Below are 17,246 nucleotides of genomic sequence, written 5' to 3' on the forward strand. Positions count from 1 at the left end.
CGACGAGCCCCCCCGCCGGTGGTCGATGACGAACCCACGCCACCCGCCGAGCCCTTCGGCGACCCCGGCGGCTGACCGGTTCGGGTGCCCGCGGCGGCGTGCCGCGGCGACTCACCGCGGCCGATCGCAGCGGCCCGACGCCTATCGCCCGCGCACCCGCTGCGGCACGATGCCGCCATCGGCCTGCACGCGGCCGCGCACCTCGGCATAGCCGCCCACCCCCGGGCTGCGGTCGCGGCGCGAGGGCGCAGGCACCAGGGCCAGTTCGTCGAGCTGCCACGGGCCCTGCAGCGTGCCATGCAGGCGCACCTCGGCCCCCACCGGCACCGGTGCGGGCCGGCCTTCGGCATTGCGGGCCCCCTGCCGCACCCATTCGGTGACCAGCGCGGTTTCGTCGTCGCTCAACCAGGGCGGTCCGTCGAAGGGCATGCGGGGCCGCGCCTGCCCGCGGATGCGACGCACCAGTTCACTGGCCGCGGGTTGGCCGGGCACGACACGCGCACGGTCTCGGCTGTCCAGCGTGGCCTCGTACGCGTTGAGCACCAGGCCCTCCGGCGCCGCCCCCATCAGCCCGTTGGGGGCATGGCACTTGGCACAGCGCGTGGCGAAGATCGGCGCCACATGGGCATAGGTGACCGGCTCGCCCGGGCCGGGCCGGGCCGGCGCCGGGGCCTGGGCGGCGGGCACGGCGCCGGCCTTGCCGCGCCCGAGGCCCGTGGCCACCCAACGCTCGAACAGCGCGACCTCGGCATCGCTCAGCCACGGCGGGCCGGTCATCGGCATGCGCGGCTGGCTGCTGCCCTTCAGGCGCCGGATCAGTTCGCTGCCGGCGGGGTCCCCGGCCTTGACCACCAGGCCCCGCTGACTGCCCGCCAGCAGGCCGTCGATCGTGTCGAGCTTCAGGCCGAGCGGTGCGGCGGTCCCGGTGTGGCACATCACGCAGCGTGCCGCCAGCAAGGGGGCGATCTCGTCGTACCCCACCGCCTGGGCCCGCGCCACCGGCGGCACCATCGGCAACAGCAGCGCGACGCACAGCGCCACCGCCCCGGTCAACACGCGACGGCCGCTCGGGCCGCCAACTCGCCATCCGCGGTGCATCGGCATCGCCCCGTCGTGCGGCCCGGCGGACGGCATCGGTGGGGCGCCCTGCGTCACAGCGGCGTCAGCACTTCGACCTTGCCCACCGCCCGCAATTGCTCGACTTCCTTGTCGAGCGCGTCCTTGGCGCGGGTGCGCGTCAAGTGCTCCACGATGCGGTCGCGCGCCTTGTCCAGCGGCACGGTCACCGCCTCGATGCGCTCCTCGAGCTTGACGATGTGCAGGCCCGCACCGGTCTCGATGACGTCCGACACCGCCCCGGTCTTCAGCGCGAAGGCTGCCTCCTCGAAGGGCCCGGACTGTTCGCCGCGGCTGAACGGGTCGAGTTCACCCCCCCACTGCCGGGTGGCGTCGTCGGAGTTGTGGCGGGCCAGCGCCTCGAAATCCTCGCCGGCGCGCACCTTGGCCAGCAGGCCGTCGATCTTGGTGCGGGCGGCGGCCTTCTGCTCGGGCGTGGGCTGCTTCGGCAAGGCCACCAGGATCTGCCGGACCTTCACCTGCTCCTTGCGCTTGAACAGCCGCGCGTTGAGGTCGTAGAACTCCTCGATGTCCTGGTCGGTGACCTTGACCTCGCGGTCGACGATGCGCTGCGCATAGCGGTCGCCCGACATCATCTTGCGCGTGTGCTCGCGGTGGGTCTTTTCGGTGAAGCCCTGCGCCTCGATGCGCCGGACGAAGGCCTCGTGCGAGCGGAAGCCCTTGCGCACTTCGGCCAGCGCGCGGTCCACCTCGGCGTCGGTGGCGGCAAGGCCGGCGGTCTTTGCCTCCTGCCACAGCAGTTCGACGCGGATCAGGTTGTCCAGCGCCTCGCGCTTGATGGCCTTGGCCTTGTTGGGGTCCTGCAGGCGGGCGATGTGGATGCGGCGTTCGGCCAGCAGGATCTCGAACTGGCGGTCCACCGATTCCATCTCGATGAAGATGCCGTTGACCCGCGCCGCATACTGCTTCTGCGCCAGGGCCGGACCGGCCAGCGCCACACCCAGGCACAGCGTCAGCAGGCCCCGCGCCGCGATGCGGCCGACGTTGCGGTACCGGGGGCCGGCGCTCAGGTTCAGGTGCTTCATGGCAGTTGGTATCCCCCGAGGGGCCTCAGGCTCTTGGAGTCGAGGTCGACGCCCACCAGGTAGGCGCCCATCGAGCCGATGCGTTTATCGGCGTTGTAGCTCAGTTGCGGCAGCAGGCCCGTCTCGAAGCCGCTCACGCTCTCGATCGTGGCGGTCAGCTTGCGGCGGGACAGGTCGCGCCCCGTGCGCTTCAGGCCCTCGACGAACAACAGGCCGGCGGCATAGGCATTGACCAGCGACGACTGCAGGGCGCGAGACTCGCCCCTGCCCTGCAGCAGCGCAGAGAACTCCTGCATGGCATCGCTGCGCTGGTTGGCCGGCGAGGTCGGATAGGCCAGCGTCACATGGTCGCGAAAGGCCGCAGGCAGGGCGAGGATATCGCGCGAAGCAAGCGTGCCCGGCACCAGCAGATGCGGCGTCCAGCCGATGCGCGCGGCCGACGTCGCCAAGGCCTGAACGTCGCCTCCGGGCCCCAGCACCAGCACGGCGGCGGCGGCGCGTTGCTTCAGCGACGCGGCCAGCGCATCGTGCGAGGCACCGCGGGCCAGGTAGGGCATGGCCACCGTCGAGCGCCAGCCGGCCTGGCGAAGCGTGGCCTCCAGCGACTTGGCCGAGGCGCGCCCGTCGGCGGTGTCCGAGTGCCACAGCACCAGCGGCCGATCGGCGAGCTTCAGCTCGCGCTGCGCATGCCGCGCCAGGGTCTGCGCCAGTTCGGTCACACCGGGCAGCAGGTGGAACACGTACTGGTTGGACGTTTGCGCGTCCTCCGGGAACAGCGTCAGGGGCCCGATCACCGGCACCTGGGATTCACCGGCGGCCTCGGCCAGCGCACGCTCGACACCGGCCGACACGGGCGCCAGCACCGCGAAGACGCCGCCGCGGGTCACCAGGGCCCGGGCCGCCGCCTGGGCCTGCTGCGGGTCTTCGGGCAGGCCCTGCACCACCAGTTCGAGCTTTCGGCCATGGATGCCGCCGCGATCGTTGATCGAGGCGAAGTAGGCCGACCACAGGTCGCGCAGCGCTTCGCCCAGGGTCGCCATGCGGCCGGCGATGGGCAGCAGCGTGCCGACGCGGATGACCTCGGGCCCCAGCCCGGTGTCGAGCTGGTTCTCGAGCTTCTTCAGGTATGCCGCCAGCGAGACGAAATCCTTCTCGGACATCGAGTACCGCGGCATCGACGAGTCGAGCTTGTTGCCATCGGGGTCGACGCCCTCGACGATGGAGCGGCGCAGGCTGTCTTCGTCGAAGGGGCCGTGCCGGCGACCGTTCTCGTGCTGGTGGCCGTAGGGCTTGATCAGCTCGGTCCACTGGATGTTGGCCGGCACGATGCCGCCCTCGATGCGGCCGCGGCCGTCCTCGCCATGGCAGTTGCCGCAGGCGATGCTCTGGCCCGTCAGCTCGAAGCCCGCCCCCACACCCACACGCGCCGAGATGCGCGAGCCGCTGGGGCTGTCGCCCTGCAGGTAGATGCGCCGTCCGGCCTCTTCCTGCGGGGTCAGCCCGGCGGCCATCGCGCCACAGGCCAGCGCCGCCGCCAGCAGCGCCGCGCCGACCTTTCGAAGACCGGTCACGGCCGCGTCGATGGGGCCTCGGCCGAGCCGGCCGGGGCGGCCAGTTCGCTCAAGCGCATGGCGATGGCCTGCACCGGCGCGTTGGGGCGGATCTTGCTCCAGCGCTTGGCCGGCACGTTGCCGGCGATGAACAGGGTGGAGTGCCCCTCCACCGTCTCGGAGTACTGCCCCAGCTTCTTCAGGATGTGGTCGATGTTCTCCTTGCGTCCGGTGAGGAAGGTCCAGCCCTCGACATCGGCGCCCTGCTTCTTGGCGAACAGCTTCAGGGCCGCCGGCGTGTCGCGCACCGGGTCGGAGCTGATCGACACGAACCGGATCTGCTTGCCGAACATGTCGGCCGGCAGTTGCTGCTTGACACCGATCATCTGCTGGGTGAGCAGCGGGCAGGCGTCCTTGCAGTTGGTGTAGATCACGTTGATCATCACCGTGTGGCCTTGCAGCACGTCGGAGAAGAACTTGACCTTGCGCCCGTCCTGGGTCTGCAACTCGAGGTCGGTGAAGTACTTGGCGGCATCCTGCAGGCCGCCGCGCTTGGCCTCGGCCGGCGTCACCGTGGTGGCGGCGGGTTGCGATGCATCCGCGCCATGGTTGTGCCCGGCGTGCCCGGCGTGCTCGGACGGCGCGGCGCCGGCCTGAAGGGCGACCAGCGCGGCCGCGGTGACGATCCATTGCTTCATGCTCAACTCCATCAGCCGGCGGTGCCGGCCTTGACGCGGGCGGCCGACAATTCTGTCACCGCATTGACCAGTTGGTCGGGTGTGGGCAGACCGTAGAAGCGCACCCACTTGCCGGATTTGGCATCGCCCACCAGCACCAGCGGCGGGTGCTCCAGGAAATTGACCGTGTAGGCGCCGAAGGCCTTGAGCACCTCGTCCACCTGTGGCTTGGGGCCGGTGAGCCAGGTCCAGCCCGCGCCCGCGCCCACGCTGCCGGCATAGGCCTTCAGGCGGGTCGGCGTGTCGCGCAGCGGGTCCACCGTCACCGTGACCAGCCCGACATCGCGGCCCACCCGGGCGCCGAGCTTGCCCTGCACCTGGGCCAGCGACGCCGTGACCACCGGGCACACGGTGGTGCAGGTGGTGTAGGCGAAGTTGACGATGACGATGCGGTCACCGAGCGCATCGCTCTTGAACTTGAGGTTGCGGCCGTCCTGGTCGACCAGCGGCGTGTCGGACACGCTGATGCGCGCGCTCTGCGGCACCACCGGCTTGGCCGCCGCCTGGGTGTGTGCGGAATGGTCCTGGTGCTTGTGGTGGTCATGCTGGGCCAGCACGGGCGCGGTGGCCAGGGCGCCGGCGGCGACCGCCAGCGAGGCGGCCGAACGCAGGCCGCCCGCGAAAGAGAAGTAGGTCATCGTTGACTCCGAATCGTCGAACCGGGTGGGGCACCCTCCGGCCGCCCGGCGCCGCTACAGGCGCGCCGACCGGACGACCGCCAGGCGTCAGCGGGTGGAGAGGGCCGACTTGGCGTCGGTCGCCTTCATCGCCTGCAGCGAGTAAAACGGCAACTCGCCGTAGTTCGTCGTCGCACTCTGCTCCGTCGTCATGCCGACGTAGACGTACCACGCCCCCGCATCGACCAGCGGCACGCTGGCCTCGTACACGCCCTCGCCGATCTCCTTCACCGACACTTCGGTGCGGTGGCGACCCGGCGCCTGGAAGTACATGACGCGCAGGCGATCCATGCCGAGCTTGGGCGCGTTGGTCGGCCCGTCGATCATCTTGAAGCGGATGGCGGCCGTCTCGCCCACCTTGAACTGCCGCTGCGTGGTCTCGAACTCCATGCGCAGCGGAGCACGCGCCTTGGCCAGCGCCGGGTTCTCGGCGGCGGTGGCGCTGAAGCAGTGCAGCACCTGCGGCGACTGCATCATGAAGGCCACGTCGTAGGTGCCCGGCACGGGAATGCGCACGCGGCCCTCGAACACGCCGGGTTCCACTTCCTTCAGGCTGCGGTCGACCACCGTCACCGCGCGCGGCGACGAACCCTGCACCTTGTAGTTGCTGGACGGAGCGTTCATGCCCTCCATGTAGAAGTAGGTGGAGCCGTCAGACGGGTTGACGACGAACACCGTGCCTTCGCCCGCGGCGGTGGCCACCGTGTCGGCGATGGCGGTGCCGGCACCCTGCCCCGGCGCGGTGCCGCCGGCGGCGAAGCTCTGCACCACCGGCTGCATGCCCTTGCCCAGCGAGGCCAGGTTGATCATGCGCACGCGCTCGGAATGGATCGAGCGCACGTAGGCGAAGGTCTTGGTGAACATCAGCTGGAAGGGCTGACCCGACACCTCGATGTTCTGCACCGCCTCGTTGGTGGCCAGGTCGATCACGTGCACCAGGTCTTCACGCGGGTTGAGCAGCAGCGCGAAGCGGCCGTCCGGGCTGACGCGCAAGGGGCCCAGGCCGGCCTTCAGCGCGATGCGCTTGCCGACTTCGAGCTTGTCGGTGTCGATCACGGCCACCGAGCCATCCTTGCCATCGGCCACGTAGACCGAGCGCGACAGCGGCGAGTAGCCCACCGAGATGGGCTGCGTGCCGGTGCTCAGCGTCTTGACGACCTTGCGCGTCGCCACGTCGACCACGGCCAAGGTCCCTGCGTTGCGGTTGCTGACGAAGGCCAGGCGGCTGTCGGCCGAAAAGGCGATCTCGTGGTGGCCGGCACCGGTGGCGACGAAGCCCACGGGCTTGAGCGTCTGCACGTCGATGATGGTGACGCCGCTGGCGGCTTCCTCCTTGGCGTTGTTGCCCACCCACAGGAAGCGGCCATCGGGCTGCTGCACCACGCGCACCGGGGTCTGCCCGGCATCAATGCTGTCGATCAGCTTGAAGCCGTCGGTGTCGATGACGGCCACCTGGTTGGCGCGCGGCATCGAGACGTACAGCCGGCGCTCGCGGTCGGACGGGGCCCAGTCGGCGCCGGGCGACTTCAGCATCACGCTGGCGAAGCTGCTGGTCGCGCCGGCCATCGACACCACGGGATCGACCACCGACAGCGTGGAGTCGTTGTTCATCAGCACGACGAAATAGCTGTTCAGGTCGAGCATCGGACGGATGCCGACGACGCCCTTCAGGTACAGCGAGACCTTGTCCTTGCAGCTCTTCTGCTCTGCGCCACGGCCCTGGATGATCTGCGCCATGTCCATCCACGCGCCGGGCGTGGACGTGCGCACCGGCTGCCCGGTGGCCTCGTCGGTGATGCGGAAGCGCACCTCGGCGAAATCGCCTTCGGTGAGCGTGCGCGGGGTGCCCGACGGGGTGAGCGAGTATTCGATCGACACGCCCTTCTGCACCAGGCGCTCGGTGAAGGCACCGGAAGCCGCCTGGGCAGCCGGGACCGCGGCAGCAGGGACCGCAGCGGTGGCAGACGGGGCGTCGGCAGCCACGGCGGCGGTGCCGTGCGTTGCGATGGCGGACAAGGCCAGGACGGCCAGCGCCATGCGGGAGCTGAACTTCATTTCATGCACCTCTCGTTTAGTACAAATCGGCCGCCTTGCGGCACCGGGTATTGGGGTCTTCTCCCGTCAGGCCTGCGCCGTACCGGGGTGCCCGTGGGATCGGGGCCTGCCGTGGCAGACCCTGTCGTTTCGACTCTTTCCGCATCGCGCTGAAGGGCGCGATATGGAAAAAGCAAACAGGGGAAAAAGCAGGCGGGCGGTGAGAGGTCAGGCTTGCCCCCGCCCGAAAAGAAGGGCGGCCGCGGGTTGCCCCGCGACCGCCGTACTGCTGTTTACTTCACGCGCAGGATGTTCCAGATCCCGTTGACGTTGCCAAACGAGCCAACGTCACGGCTCAGGTAGTCACCCTTGATGGCGTTGCCGCCACCCGCGCTGGGCAGGACGATGTCGTAGTGCAGGTGACCGCCCCACGCTTCCTGTCCACCCATCGCGAAGCCGAGCGGGTTGTTGCCGATGGCACGCGAGCCCACGCTCGTCATGTTGCAGGCACCCGTCAGGGCATTGCGGGATTCACCCGGGCAGATGTACGGATCACGCTGCCACACGTGGCCATGCAGGCTGAACGTGGAGCCACGCTTGGCACCGCGCGGCGACGTGATGTGGATCCGTGCAGGCTTGCCCGCCGTCGCCTGGAAGACCGGGGTTTCCGGATCGCCCGTGCAGACGTTGTTGGCGTCACAGGTCACCGTGGGCGTCAGCAGGGTGTTGCTGTAAGCCTGGTGCGAGTTCGGCACTTGCGCGTAGTTGATGCCAGCCAGCATCGGCGCCGCACCCACCGGCCCGAACGGGGCCGAGGGAAGCAGCCCGAAGCGGAACCACAGCGGCTCGGCCGCATAGTTCAGCGACAGGTTGCCGGTGTCGGCGCTGTCTTCGGGGATGCCGACGCCTTCGCCGTTGATGTGCTCGACCGGGTAGCCATCCTTGTAGTAATGGTTGCCCATCTTGCTGAGCATCAGCGAGAAGTCGCGGAACGCACCCGTCAGGGTGGGCGTGCAGGCCGCGGTGCCAGCCGGGCACACCGTGGCTTGGGCGCGCGTGGCACGGGTGCCCACGCCGTCCTGGCGGTCAGCCACCAGCGTGTTCTCGACGAAGCGAGAGTTCGCAGGCAGCACGACCGTGGCACCGACCATGCCCTTGCCGGATTGCTTGATCAGGTCGGCAGGCGTCAGGTTCGACCCGCCAAACTCGACCGGCGTACCGACCAGTGCCACGGAACCGTTGCTGGGCTTGCCGCCGATGTCGCCGGCATACCAGGTGTAGGTCACGGTGGCGCCCGGGGCGGCCATCTGTCCGGTGGCGCGGTTGCGGCCAACGGGCATGCCGTCGTCACGGGTCACGTCATAGGCCACCAGCTGCGGGTGCAGACCGGCATAGGCCGACGGACGGAGCAGGTTGACGTTGAACACGGTCGAGCCTTCCGGATGGAAGCGATCGCGCTTGACGATGCCTTCATAGAACGAGAAGGTGGCCAGGTCAGGCATCACCGACGTGGAGGTCGGGTTCATCGCCGTGCCCGAGGCATCCAGCGCGTCGTAGCCGCCAACGTTGAGCGACGCACTCGAACCGTCCAGGGTGTTGTACACCGTGGTGTCGGACGGGAGCGCCAGCACTTCGAAGGACGAACCGGTGTCGAGCAGTTGCCCGCCGTTGGTCGCCGTACGCAGTTGGTGCGTCGGCAGCTTGTTGCGCAGCGTGACCTTGATGCACTCGCCAGGCAGCGCACGCAGCACCAGCGGTTCCACCGGCGCCGTGGCAAGCAGCTTGCCGTTGGCGTCGAGGTCCGACGTGCGAACGTACATGATGGCGGTCGGGTCATGCAGCGGACCTTGGTGCGTGATGGCAATCGGCGCACCAGTGATCAGATCGCGGGCTTCCCCGGTCACGGTCGAGTTGCGACGGTTGTAGACCAGCGTGCCACCGGCGTTGTTCATCGGGCCACCGACGTGCATGGTTCCGACAGGGGCCGGCGGCGTGATGGTCACGCCAAGCGCATTGGTCAATGCGGTGTTGGCCAGCACTGCGGACACGTCGTAGTTGCGGATCGGAGCGGTGGTCGGGCAGACGCCGTTCCACGATGCACCGTTGGACACCACGGCCGGGCCGCTCAGCGTGCCAGGCAGCGGCACCAGGTCGGCACGCGACTTTTCGTACGAGCGCATGATGCCCCAGGCACCGTTCCACCAGCCGTCCACGCTCGAGTTGACCGCGTAGGCATGGTCGGAGAAGTCACCACGCGACGCGTCCACCGGCAGCACCGGCGTGGCGAGCGTGTATTGCTCGGAGATGCCAGCCGGTTGGCCATTGCGCCAGCCGGAGTTCTTGGCCATGCCGTGTCCCGAACCCGCCTGCAGCCACTTCAGGCCGTGGATGGTCGAGGCATGCTCTTCTTCGTGGCCGCCGGCCTGGATCTTCACCCGGACCAGGTCGCCGTTGTAGACGCGCATCGTCGGAGTGAACGGATCACCACCGTCGAGGGCGCCGGTGTTGATGTGCGGCGGGAACTTCGTGCCGTTGATCACCGTGTTGCCCGTGGGCATGGAGTTCATGCGGTTGAGCGCACGGTCCTTGCGCGACTGCAGCGCAAAGGCCAGGTCGCCACGGTTACCGTCGGCCTGCATGCCGGACTTGCCATCGGGGCCGATCTTGCGCGGATCGAAGATGCGCAGCGCGATCGGTTCCTGACGGTAGTTCACGACCAGCATGCCGGGGTCGAGCAAGTCGATGGCTTGCGGGCACGGACGCTCGGGGCAATAACGGGCCAGCGGATCAGGCTCGCGCTGGATGTTTTCCGGGCTGTTGGTGGTGGCGATCTCGGCGTACAGATCGGGGAACACGTTGCTCAGTTGCTGGCGTCCCGGCGGGTTGATCGAGAAGCGGAAGGCATCCTTCACCAGGCCGTTGAACTGCAGGTTGCCCGTGTTCAGGGCCACCGGCGGCAGGTCGGCACCCGTGCCCGGCAGCGGCAGGCCATCCTGGCCGGCGCCGACATAGACACCCGCCTCGTAGGCGTGCTGGAAGTCGCTGTACTCGAAGTAGAACTCGCGGAACGGCGTCTGGCAGTCGACACCCGTGTTCTGGGTGGCGGTGGTGCAAGGCGCGGCCTTCACGGTGTTGCTGGCGTACACGCCGGTCTGCGCTTGCGGGCGGATCTGCGCCTGCCAGCTGGTGGGACCACCGTCGCTGAACACGCTGCCGTCGAGGCGGGTGTCGGTGCGGGCGGGGGCGCCAGTGGCGGGGTTGTAGCCCAGCTGCGTGCCGGTTTCGTTGTGGGCCCAGGCCGAGCCAGCGGGTTCGGTCAGCACCGTGGAGTACAGGCCGATCTGCTGGTGGGTGGAAGGACCGTAGTGGTCGTGCGTGAACACGATGCCCAGGCCGCGGTCAACGCCGTCGGTGTTGACCACCGGGTCGGAGAACCAGCGCTGGATCGTCGTGCGGGCACCCAGCCATTCTTCGGGGAAGTGGCCGCCAAGCTGCGCAGCCACCTTGCCCCAGTACGGGTGCACCTTCGGGGTCGGGCAGGCGCCCGAACCGTCGCGCGGGTCACCCGAGTAGGTGCCGACGCAGTTGTTGAACGCACGGATGGCGTGGATGCGCTCGCGCACGGTTCCCGGGCTGAGCGTGCCGTCTTCGTAGTTCCAGCCGTTGGCGGCGCCGTCGGTGGTGGTCAGGTCCCACTTGGGCAGGTGGATGTGCTGGCCGATGATGTCGGTCGGCGTGCGCACCTGGTAGTCGTCGATCTCATAGAACTCGGGCACCAGATTGCTGTGGTGGAACACGGCGCAATCGAAGGTGTTCAAGCGCATGACGAGCGGCTCGGGCGGCTTGGTCTTCTGGATGACCGGCTGCACGTCCTGCCACAGCGCGACGATGCGCTGCTGCGGGTAGTGGTAGCCCACCTTGTTGAGCACCGCATCGAACTGCATGTTGGTGCCCTTGTAGATGCGCGGCGCGTCCGAGTTGAACAGGCTGGCACCCCGGGTGTTCAGCGAGGCCTGGGTGGAGGTCTCGAGTTCGCCAGAGAAGAAGCGACCCACGGTGCCGGGCTTCAGCACGTTGCCGGCGTCGTCCATGCAGGGGTTGTGGAAGGGCGCACCCACCACCGGCTTGGAGCCGTTGAGGATGAAGCCGTTCTTCGGGCCACGGACGGCATCGGCCACGCAGGTGGCGGCGGTGCCATCGGGCTTGAAGGTCGGCACGCAGCGCTGCGCGTGGAAGGCCATCGCGATCTTCTCGAGATCGGTGCCCTCTTCAGGGTAGTACACCACGTCGGACTTCAGGATTTCCTTGGAGAAGTCGAGACGGGTGGTCACGGCATGACCGACACCACCAGCAGCCAGGCCCTTGAGGGCGTGGCGCGGCAGGCCGCCGTCGAAGCCGTCGGCCTGGGCCGGGACGATGTCGGAGAACAGCGCGTTGCCGGAGTTCTTCAGCGCCGTGGCCTGGGCCACGTTGAGCATGTCGAGCAGCGGGGTCGGCGGGCGTTGACCGATGATGTCTTCCATGCCGGCGATGTGGAACGGGAAGCCGGGGTGGACATTGCGGTCGATCACCTTGGTCAGCGAGCCCACCGGCTTGGCCGGGTTGGTGACGGCCATCAGCGGGTTGACCTTGGTCGTCACGCGGCCAGGCATCACCGGCATCGGCTTGCCAGGCAGCGGCACCACGGCCGGGATCGGCGTGCCGGCAACGATTTCGCTGTCCGGGTAGGCGCGCGTGCCAGCCTTCGGCTTGCCTTCGGCCAGGCCCCACACCGAGGTGTGGTAGCCGCTGGCGGTGGCGAAGCCCTGGGCGTCGTTCGTCGCGGGGGTGGCGTTCAGGACCGAGCCGGTTTCCAGCGTGTCGTTGATGCGCCAGTGGTACCACATGCCCTGCGCGAAGTGCGGGTAGAAGTGGCAGTGGAAGATCGCGTCGCCGGCGCTCTTGTTCCGGTTGCCGGAACCGCCGAGGTTGATCTCGTAGGTGTAGCCGGCACCCGGGCCGATGCCCTGCGCGTCCATGTAGTTGGAGTTGTCGTCGTTCGGGTTGAACAACCACTGGTGGTTGTGCAGGTGGAAGACGTGCTGTTCCTTGCCGATGTGGATGTTGCGGAACTTGACGAAGTCACCGACATAGCTGTGGTGGACGTTCGACGGGTCTTCCGCACCGATCACGTAGTTGGCCTTGGGGCCTTGCGTGCCGGGGGGCGGCACCTGGCCGGGACGGAGGTTTTCCAGGCCCAGGTTGGCGGGCACGTCCACCGTCAGCGCGGGGTCACCCACGGCGAAGGAGGTCAGGAAGAACTCTTCGTAGGCGCAGTCCAGGCAGTCGTGCATGGGACCGACACCGAGGCGGTTCGCGATGATCTCGGAACCGATACCACCGGAACCGTAGTTGATCATGAACGCGTCGCGCACGCCGGCCAGCACGTACTTGAACACCGGGTCCTGGTCGAAGAAGCCCGGGAAGGCCTGGCCAGAGGTGGTCTCGTCGTGGAACACCGACGCGAAGTCACGGAAAGGCTGCAGACGGTTCGGCACCGTCGGATTGCGCTTGCCCTTGCTTTCGAGCGGGTAGGTGGACGCGGGGAAGGTGCCGTCGGCATTGGGGCCGGCGACGATCGCGTTGATCTCCGAGTGCACGATCTCGCACGCCGTGGTGGTCGTGCACTTGAGCGTGTTCAGGATCGGCAGGCCAGCCTTGCCTTCGGTCGACCAGGGGGCACCGGTCGGGTAGGTGGCTTCGTAGTTGGTCAGCTTGGGCTGGCCGTTGGCCGTCTTCTCGGTGGCGTCGAGCGCGCCGTTGCGGTTGACGTCGGCGACCAGGCGAAGCTCTTCTTCGTGCACCTGGCTGCGGTAGATCTTGGAGCCGGTGGGCTCCACGATCACCTGACCGAACAGGCCGTTCGAGGTGTTGCCTTGCGTCTGGCCGGAGCCGATGGTGCCGCTGCCGGTGACGACGAATGCGCCTTCCTTCGGCGCGTACAGCTTGTAGGTCTTGGTGCCGCCGGCGGGGGTGGCAAAGCCGTCCGTCGTGTTGGCGCCGACCCAGCTGCCGTCGCTGTTGATGCTGTCCACAAGCTCGAGGCCCGAGGAGTGGAAGCTGACCGCGCGGTCCTTGATCTGGTCGTTGTTGTTGACCGTGACCATCTGGCCGTTGGGCAACACGAGCGCCGGCGGAACGGTCCGCGGGTTCGGGTTGATGGTCAGCAGGTTCGTCAGGTTGACCGTCAGGCAGTCACCGACGCGAACCCGCAGCACCAGCGGGCGGTGCCGCTTGTCCGGACGCAGGTCCAGATCCCCTGGGGTTGCCGACCCGCCGGCCGTCAAAGGCAGCTTGCTGGTCGAGTTGATGACGTCGCGCTTGAGCGCGTACATCATGCCGTTGACGTTGCCCGCGCCGAGGCGGTTGTACATCAAGGGCTTGTCAAAGGCCACGACGTTGGCAGTCAGCGTGCGTGCGCACGTGATGGCTGCCTGCGCCTGCCCCATCGACAGCAGCGTGATGCCGGCTACTGCCAGCGACGCTCCTACCGTCCCATGTCGAATTCGCTCGACGAACGATGGCCGACACTCGGGTCCGGCCTTGGGTATCTGAGTCATACAGATCCTCCGTCCACTAACACCTCGAACCCGCCCCCGTGAGAGGGCGGACACTCGCTCGAGCCGGGCCTCGCGCCGAACCCCTTCACGGATGCAGGGACGCGGACGCAAGACCGGCAACTACTCACGGGTCGGATCGTATTGAGGGTGGATCGGAGCGGGAATGTGACCAGTTGTCACGCGCGACGGATTGACGCGCGGCAATCTGTCGCACCTGTTCAGGGGGGTAGGTCGTACCCGCCCCAGCAGTCAAGGGGAGTTCCCCTCGGCCGGAGGGGGTGAGATCAAGAAGCTCCTACGTCCAGGTGATTACACTGGCACGGTGTTGTATCGATGGCAATTCAGGCCGGCAAAGATCCTCTCAGGCACCTCCCGTTTCCCAGTTGTCAGCAGCCACCGTCACAGTCGCCCAATGAGCCAGGCCCCCAAGTGCAAAGTCGAACGTTCGGCCAAAGGGCGGGACGTTGGAACGCTGTTGGTGCCACGGCCATGTCCCGCAGCCCTGCCGCCGGTGCGTCGAGGCCTGCCATGAACGACGGCACCACCTCGAACCCGGGGGCCACTGCGCCCGGCGGTGCCTGGTTCGGCGATGCCGAGGCCGACGCCAGGATGTTGTCGGATCCCCACAACTCATCGCTGCACGGCCTGCGGCTGCTGCTGATCCTTCGCTTCTTCGCGCCCATCACCCAGGCGCTGACGCTGTACTTTGTGACCTACCACTACCAGGTGCACATCGACACCCAGCCGCTGCTGATGCTGATCGGCATGGAGTTGGTGGTGGCGGTGGCCACGCTGCTGCGCCTGCGTGGCGTGCCGCGGGTGACAGCCGGCGAACTCTTCCTGCAGGTGCACGTCGACATCCTGATGTTCGCCGGGGTGCTGTACCTCACTGGCGGCGCCACCAACCCGTTTGCGCCGCTGTTCCTGCTGCCGGTGGCCATCTCGGCCTCGTCGCTGACGCCCAAGCGGGTGTGGCTCACGGCGCTGTCGACCATGGCGGTGTACGCCTTCCTGCGCGACAACCATGTGCCGCTGCATCACCCCAACGGCCACACCGAGGTCTACCAGCTGCACGAGGACGGCATGGTGGTGAACTACATCTTCACCGCCGCCCTGCTGGCCTTCTTCGTCAACCGCATGCACGCCGCCTTTTTGCGCCACGAGCGCCGGCTGGCCGACGCGCGCGACTCGCAGATGCGCAGCGAATCGGTGGTGGCCATCGGGGCGCTGGCCGCCGGCTATGCCCACGAGCTGAGCTCGCCGCTGGCCACGATCGCCGTGGTGGTGGCCGAACTCAAGCGCGAGCATGCCAAGTCGCCGGCGCTGTTCGCCGACCTGCAACTGGTCGAAGACCAGGTCCGTGCATGCAAGCAGATCGTCTCCAACCTCACCCACGCCGGCGGACAGCGGCGCGCCGAGTCGGCCTCGGGCGCCAAGCTCGACGTCTACCTGCTCGAGATCATCGACAAGGCCCGGGCGCTGTACCCCAATGCCACGATCAAGGTCGCGCTCGACCCGGTGACGCCCCCGCCTGCCGTGGTGGCCGAAGAGACGTTGCGCCAGGCCATCATGAACCTGATCCAGAACGCGGTGCGCGCCGCACCCCAGCAGATCGAGTTCAGCGCTTACTGGGCGGGGCCCGACCTGCTGGTGAAGGTGCGCGACCGCGGCCCGGGCTTCAGCGCCGAGTTGCTCAAGCAACTGGGCAAGCGGGCCCTGCCGACGGCCCGCAACCCGAATGGCGGCATGGGCGTGGGCCTGTTGCTGAGCGCCTCGACGCTGGCGCGCCTGGGTGGCTCGCTCGAACTCAAGAACGACCCGGCCGGCGGCGCAAACGCCGAGATCCGGGTGCCACTGTCCGCCATCTTGATCGAACAAGGTCGGCGATGAGCAGGTTGCACAGCGCAAGGGTGGCCCGATGAGCGCCGACGACACCCCCCGCACCGATCGCCCCAGCCTGCTGCTGGCCGACGACGACCGCATCTTCTGTCAGGTGCTGGCCAAGGCACTCGACTCGCGCGGCTTCTCGGTGGAGGTGGTGCACGACGGCGCCTCGGCCCAGGCCTCGATCGAGGCCTCGCCGCCCGAGTTTGCAGTGGTCGATCTGCGCCTGCCCGACATGTCGGGCCTCAAACTGGTGCAGCAGCTCAAGGCGGCCGACGAGAACACCAACGTGGTGGTGCTCACCGGCTACGGCAGCATCGCCACCGCCATCGAGGCGATCAAGCTGGGCTGCACGCATTACCTCACCAAGCCCACCAACGCGGACGACATCATGCAGGCCTTCGACAACAAGCGTGCCAACAGCGACGTGCTGCCGGCCGAACGGCCGCTGTCGGTCGACCGACTCGAATGGGAACACATCCAGCGGGTGCTCTCGGCCTTCGAGGACAACGTGTCGGCCACGGCGCGGGCACTGAACATGCACCGGCGCACGCTGCAGCGCAAGCTCAACAAGCGCCCCCCGCGCGAATAGCCGCCGGCGCCAGATACGGCTCCTTGCCGGAGGCGATTAAACTCGCGCCATGACGCGCATTTCCGAGCGAACCGTCCTATTCGCCGATCTGCGGGGCAGCACCTCGCTGTACGAAACCCTCGGCAATGCCGAGGCCACGTCGGTGGTCACGCACACCGTGAACACCATCGCCCGCTCGGTGCACCCCTGCGGCGGCACCGTCATCAAGACGCTGGGCGACGGCCTGATGGCCGTCTTCGACGAACCGATGCAGGGCATCCGCGCCGCCCAGCGCATGCACGACGACCTGGAACTGCTGGTCGACCGCGGTCGCGAGCGCGGTGCCTCGGCCGGCCTGCGCGGCCTGCGGCTGCAGGTGGCCCTGGCCCGCGGCGAGGTGGTCGAGATGGCCGGCGACTGCTACGGTGATGCCGTCAACGTGGCCGCCCGGCTGCTGGACCATGCCGGCGACAACGAGACCCTGGTCACCGCCGAGGTGGTGGCCGGCCTCGGCCCGGCCCAGCAGCGGCGCTTCCGCAACCTCGACTGGCTGCACCTGCGCGGCCGCGCCGAGCCGGTGAAGGTGCACGTGATGGGCGGCAGCCGCGGTGCCGACACCATGGCTGCGGCCACGCAGTTCGGCGGCGTCGGGCCGACGCTCGAGCCCGAGGGCGTGCGCCTGGTCTGGCTCGACCACGACGAGGTCTACGACGGCGAGCGCATGCCCGTGGTGCTGGGCCGCAGCCCGCAGGCGCACTTCCGCGTCGAAGACTCGCGCGTGTCGCGCTCGCATGCCCGGCTCGATTGGCACGGCGGCGCCTTCCAGGTCACCGACCTCAGCTACAACGGCACCTACGTGCGTTTCGGCCCGGGCGGCGACGTCGTCAGCCTGCGCCGCAAGAGCTGCACGCTGCACGGCAGCGGCACCATCGGCCTGGGTGGCAGCCCGAACGACCCCACCTCACCGGTGGTGCGCTTCGAGGTGCTGTCGTTCCACGACGGCGGCCCGTTCGCAGACTGAACGGCCCGCAG

The 17,246-nt window shown here is 68.4% G+C and carries 10 protein-coding genes; 3 read left to right on the forward strand and 7 right to left on the reverse strand.

Going from position 1 to position 17,246, the window contains the following annotated elements; translation table 11 throughout:
- Window positions 1–141: 141 nt before the first annotated feature.
- From EOINJALH_RS01380 to EOINJALH_RS01410, 7 genes are all read right to left on the reverse strand, one after another.
- A complete protein-coding gene (locus EOINJALH_RS01380; protein WP_234413600.1) occupies window positions 142–1,056 on the reverse strand; it encodes a c-type cytochrome domain-containing protein in 915 nt (304 codons plus the stop codon).
- A 95-nt stretch (window positions 1,057–1,151) separates the two neighbouring features.
- Window positions 1,152–2,162, reverse strand: a complete 1,011-nt coding sequence (locus EOINJALH_RS01385) for a peptidylprolyl isomerase (protein WP_088278521.1) — start codon at window positions 2,160–2,162, stop codon at window positions 1,152–1,154.
- Window positions 2,159–3,733: an ABC transporter substrate-binding protein gene (locus tag EOINJALH_RS01390; RefSeq protein WP_088278522.1), complete on the reverse strand. Its 1,575-nt coding sequence runs from the start codon at window positions 3,731–3,733 to the stop codon at window positions 2,159–2,161. Before EOINJALH_RS01390 ends, EOINJALH_RS01385 begins: the two co-directional genes overlap by 4 nt.
- On the reverse strand, window positions 3,730–4,410 hold the full coding sequence (locus tag EOINJALH_RS01395) for an SCO family protein (RefSeq protein WP_234413601.1): 681 nt from the start codon (window positions 4,408–4,410) through the stop codon (window positions 3,730–3,732). Before EOINJALH_RS01395 ends, EOINJALH_RS01390 begins: the two co-directional genes overlap by 4 nt.
- An 11-nt stretch (window positions 4,411–4,421) precedes the next feature.
- Complete coding sequence (locus EOINJALH_RS01400; RefSeq protein ID WP_088278523.1) at window positions 4,422–5,087, reverse strand: SCO family protein; 666 nt, start codon at window positions 5,085–5,087, stop codon at window positions 4,422–4,424.
- An 87-nt stretch (window positions 5,088–5,174) separates the two neighbouring features.
- On the reverse strand, window positions 5,175–7,181 hold the full coding sequence (locus EOINJALH_RS01405) for a YncE family protein (protein WP_234413602.1): 2,007 nt from the start codon (window positions 7,179–7,181) through the stop codon (window positions 5,175–5,177).
- A 272-nt stretch (window positions 7,182–7,453) separates the two neighbouring features.
- Window positions 7,454–13,648 (reverse strand): hypothetical protein, encoded by a 6,195-nt coding sequence (locus tag EOINJALH_RS01410; protein WP_404872721.1) that lies wholly within the window; start codon window positions 13,646–13,648, stop codon window positions 7,454–7,456.
- 639 nt (window positions 13,649–14,287) lie between these two features.
- On the opposite strand from EOINJALH_RS01410, the gene EOINJALH_RS01415 reads away from it, so the two are divergent.
- From EOINJALH_RS01415 to EOINJALH_RS01425, 3 genes are read left to right on the forward strand one after another with little or no spacing between them, the layout of a single operon-like run.
- On the forward strand, window positions 14,288–15,649 hold the full coding sequence (locus tag EOINJALH_RS01415; RefSeq protein ID WP_234413604.1) for an ATP-binding protein: 1,362 nt from the start codon (window positions 14,288–14,290) through the stop codon (window positions 15,647–15,649).
- A gap of 28 nt (window positions 15,650–15,677) precedes the next feature.
- A complete protein-coding gene (locus EOINJALH_RS01420) occupies window positions 15,678–16,235 on the forward strand; it encodes a response regulator transcription factor (RefSeq protein WP_088278524.1) in 558 nt (185 codons plus the stop codon).
- 49 nt (window positions 16,236–16,284) lie between these two features.
- Window positions 16,285–17,235: an adenylate/guanylate cyclase domain-containing protein gene (locus EOINJALH_RS01425; protein ID WP_088278525.1), complete on the forward strand. Its 951-nt coding sequence runs from the start codon at window positions 16,285–16,287 to the stop codon at window positions 17,233–17,235.
- Window positions 17,236–17,246 lie beyond the last annotated feature (11 nt).

The organism is Ideonella sp. A 288, from assembly GCF_002198735.1.
GTDB lineage: Bacteria > Pseudomonadota > Gammaproteobacteria > Burkholderiales > Burkholderiaceae_C > Pseudaquabacterium.

Coding starts and splice junctions, on each gene's coding strand:
- EOINJALH_RS01405 (WP_234413602.1), bottom strand. CDS start 7,181: ATGAAGTTCAGCTCCCGCATGGCGCTGGCCGTCCTGGCCTTGTCCGCC.
- EOINJALH_RS01385 (WP_088278521.1), bottom strand. CDS start 2,162: ATGAAGCACCTGAACCTGAGCGCCGGCCCCCGGTACCGCAACGTCGGC.
- EOINJALH_RS01425 (WP_088278525.1), top strand. CDS start 16,285: ATGACGCGCATTTCCGAGCGAACCGTCCTATTCGCCGATCTGCGGGGC.
- EOINJALH_RS01410 (WP_404872721.1), bottom strand. CDS start 13,648: ATGGGGCAGGCGCAGGCAGCCATCACGTGCGCACGCACGCTGACTGCC.
- EOINJALH_RS01395 (WP_234413601.1), bottom strand. CDS start 4,410: ATGAAGCAATGGATCGTCACCGCGGCCGCGCTGGTCGCCCTTCAGGCC.
- EOINJALH_RS01415 (WP_234413604.1), top strand. CDS start 14,288: ATGAACGACGGCACCACCTCGAACCCGGGGGCCACTGCGCCCGGCGGT.
- EOINJALH_RS01420 (WP_088278524.1), top strand. CDS start 15,678: ATGAGCGCCGACGACACCCCCCGCACCGATCGCCCCAGCCTGCTGCTG.
- EOINJALH_RS01400 (WP_088278523.1), bottom strand. CDS start 5,087: ATGACCTACTTCTCTTTCGCGGGCGGCCTGCGTTCGGCCGCCTCGCTG.